We start from the raw sequence: 3,881 nt of genomic DNA on the forward strand, positions 1-3,881 counted from the left end.
TATGTATATCAATTAACTTTAACATCGTCTCATCCTTCTCTCTTATTATCATTAACACAGACTAGAAAGAATACATTCTAGATAATATTAATTTTACTCCAATAACCATAAAAAGGAAACCTTATGCTTAAGATTTCCTTCCTTTTTTATTATTTCTTATAAAACACAATGGATTCGTATGGTTCTAATTCCATTACCTTTTGATACTCACGTTTTGGATAGTTACTTAATAAACTTGTATATCCCCCTTCTTCTAAATGAACGCTTGTCTTTTGACCATAAAAGTTATTAATAACAATCATTGATTCACCTTCATATTCTCTTTTATAAGCAAATACTTGTTTATGATTTTCTAGTAAGGGTTTGTATGATCCTAAACTTATCACTTTATATTCTTTCCTTAATTTAATAAGTTTACGATAATGTTGAAGAATAGAGTTTGGATCACGTTTGCTCGCTTCAACATTAATGGTATGATAATTATGAATCACTTGTGACCAAGGAGTAACTTTAGAAAACCCAGCATGTAATCCATCATTCCATTGTATAGGTGTTCTACTATTATCACGTGAACGTTCTTGCAAGATATGATAAATTTCTTTTTCATTTACGCCTTGTTGTTTTAATATTTGAAAATAGTTAGTTGATTCAACATCACGATATTCATCAATCTTAGTAAAATAAGCATTTGTCATACCTATTTCTTCTCCTTGATAAATATAAGGAGTTCCTCTCATACAATGCAACATAGTTGCTAACATTTTACCACTTTCTATCGGATAGTTTTTATCATCTCCAAAGCGTGACAACGCTCGTGGTTGATCATGATTACACCAGAATAAGGCATTCCATGCGTGTTTGTTTTCCATCTCTACTTGCCATGTGTGGAGTAGTGATGTTAGCTCTTCAAAATCAAACTCTTTTAGTACCCATTTTTGTTTATCCTTGTAATCAACTTTTAAGTGATGAAAGTTGAATACCATGGATAATTCATGATCTTCTTTACCTGCGTATTTTACACAGTTCTCTAAACTAGTACTAGACATTTCACCAACTGTAATTATATGCTCATCATTTCCAAATGAGCGTTGGTTAATCTCTTGTAAATATTCATGAACATGAGTTCCATCCGTATAATATGTTCTACCATCTCCTTCAAAATCATCCATAAAGATTGTAGGTTTACTAATTAGATTTACGACATCAAAGCGGAAGCCATAAACACCTTTTTTTAACCAAAAGTTCAATACCTTACATAGTTCATCACGTACTTCTTTATTATCCCAATTTAAATCAGCTTGGGTTTTATCGAATAAATGCAAATAATATTCACCCATTTCTTCTACATATTGCCAAGCGTTCCCACCAAATTTACTAGCCCAATTTGTTGGTGGTGTTCCATCTGGTTTTCCTTTTTTAAAGAAGTAATAATTTTTATATTTAGTATCTCCTGCTAAGGCTTTTTGAAACCATTCATGCTGCGTTGATGTATGGTTAAATACCATGTCTAACATAATATCAATATTCCTTTTTTTTGCTTCTTTAACTAACTTTTCAAATATTTCCATGGTTCCATAACGCGGATCTATAGCACAATAATTTGCCACATCATAGCCATTATCATTTTGTGGTGATACAAAGAAAGGCGTTATCCATAAACAATTTACACCAACATAATCCAAGTAATCTAATTTCTCTATAACTCCATTTAAATCTCCTAAACCATCTTGATCACTATCATAGAAGGATTTCAAATAGATTTGATATACTACTTTATCTTCAAAGTTCATGGTTTTCTCCTATTATTCTACAAAGCTAAGAATTTCCTTTTGTCCTATTTTTACCGTTTCTTTTGCATGATGAATTTTTACTTTTTCGCCACTTGTAAAGATCACTGGTGAAACTAAAGAAATGCCTTTTTCTTTCATAAAGGGAATATCAACTGCAGCAATTGCATCTCCTTGAGATACTCTATCTCCAACTTTTACAAAAGAAGTAAACCCTTCACCATTTAAAACAACGCTATCCATTCCAATATGCAATAACACTTCTTTTCCATCATAGCTACGTAAGCCATAAGCGTGTTTACTAGGGAAGCAAAGAATCACTTCTCCACTAACTGGTGCAACCACTTGACTGCCTTTTAAATCAATCGCAAAGCCATCACCCATTGCTCTACTTGAGAATGCTTTATCTTCTACATCTTCTAAGTTTAATAATGTTCCTTGCATTGGAGAAACAAATCCTTCCGTTTTATTAATTTCTAATTCACTAGCACTAACACTAAAGAATTCTTCACCTTCAATTCCCGTAATCTGTTCAGTTGTTAATTTCTTTTTACCAATGACATAGGTTAAAGCAAATGGTACAGCAATTGCTACAGCCATTGCGATTGCAAAAGTTAACATATGTTGTGTTTGAATGGATAAGATTCCTGGAATACCACCTACTCCAATTGAATTAGCCATAACTCCAAAACCAACAGAAATAGTTGCTGCACAAGCAGAACCTATCATGCCACTAACAAATGGAAACATATATTTTAAGTTTACTCCAAATAATGCTGGTTCTGTAACTCCTAAGTAACAAGAGATACAAGCAGGAATTGAAACTTGTTGCGCTTTTGTATTCTTTTTCTGTAAGAAAATCATGGCTAGTACGGCTGATCCTTGTGCAATATTAGATAATGCAATCATTGGCCAAAGGATTGTTCCATGGAATTCACTAATTAGTTGTAAATCAATGGCGTTGGTCATATGATGTAATCCAGTAATGACTAATGGTGCATAAAAGAAACCAAATACTGTAGCAAATAACCATCCAAAAGTGGAAGTTAAGCCTCCATAAACAATTGTTGAAATCCAATTTCCGATAGTCCATCCAATTGGTCCTACGATAGTATGAGCTATTAAAACAGCTGGTACTAAGGAACAAAATGGTACAATAATCATGCTAATATATTCTGGTGAAACCCTACGGAAGAATTTTTCTAAATACACCAATACAAATCCTGCCATCATTGCAGGTATTACTTGGGCTTGATAACCAATCATTTGAACTGTAGCAAAACCAAAGTCCCAAACAGGAATATCTTTTAATGCCGTTCCTGCTACTGCATATGCATTTAATAATTGAGGAGAAACTAATGTAATTCCTAATATAATACCAAGAATTTGCGTAGTTCCCATTTTCTTTGTAATTGACCAAACAATTCCAACTGGTAAGAAATGAAATACCGCTTCACCAATTAACCAAAGAAAACTATCAACACCTGCCCAAAACTGTGATATTTCAACTAATGCTTTTGTTCCATCTTCAAACATTTTTACTGAATCGATAATATTTCTAAACCCTAAAATTAAACCTCCACAAATAATGGCAGGTATTAATGGAGCGAATATTTCCCCTAAGTTCCCCATTAATTTTTGTAACCATGTTTGATTTGTTTTTGAAGCACTCTTCAGTGCATCTTTGCTTACCCCTTCCATGTGGGCAATCGCTACAAACTCATTGTAAAATTCTTGGACATTATTACCGATAATGACTTGAAACTGTCCAGATTGTGTAAATGTTCCTTTCGCAGATTCAAGTGCTTCAATTTTTTTAACATCTGCTTTTTTAGAATCGATTAAAACAAAACGCATTCTTGTAACACAATGAGATACTGCTGATATGTTTTCTCTACCGCCTACATACGTTAGCAACTCTTTTGCATCTTTTGTATATTTTCCCATTTTCTTCTCCTTTTCACTTGTACGTACAAGCAACTTACACGCATATCATAATCCTGTACGTACAAGTTGTCAACTGTTTTTTTAATAAAGTATAAAAAAAGCAGTACTCGCACTTGAGCCTGCATTAATTTATCTATTTTCTCGACG

General features: G+C 33.0%; 2 protein-coding genes. Both read right to left on the bottom strand.

The genetic code is table 11. The features are described 5' to 3' along the window. Positions 1-149: 149 nt before the first annotated feature. Complete coding sequence (gene treC, locus RSB60_RS11095) at positions 150-1,790, bottom strand: alpha,alpha-phosphotrehalase (protein WP_332616372.1); 1,641 nt, start codon at positions 1,788-1,790, stop codon at positions 150-152. Between the two features lie 12 nt (positions 1,791-1,802). After that, positions 1,803-3,734 carry a PTS system trehalose-specific EIIBC component gene (gene treP, locus RSB60_RS11100; protein ID WP_332616374.1) on the bottom strand — a complete coding sequence of 644 codons (1,932 nt, stop codon included), beginning with the start codon at positions 3,732-3,734 and terminating at the stop codon, positions 1,803-1,805. Between the last annotated feature and the right edge of the window lie 147 nt (positions 3,735-3,881).

The sequence above is a fragment of the Anaerorhabdus sp. genome, assembly GCF_036657415.1.
Classification (GTDB): domain Bacteria; phylum Bacillota_I; class Bacilli_A; order Erysipelotrichales; family Erysipelotrichaceae; genus Anaerorhabdus.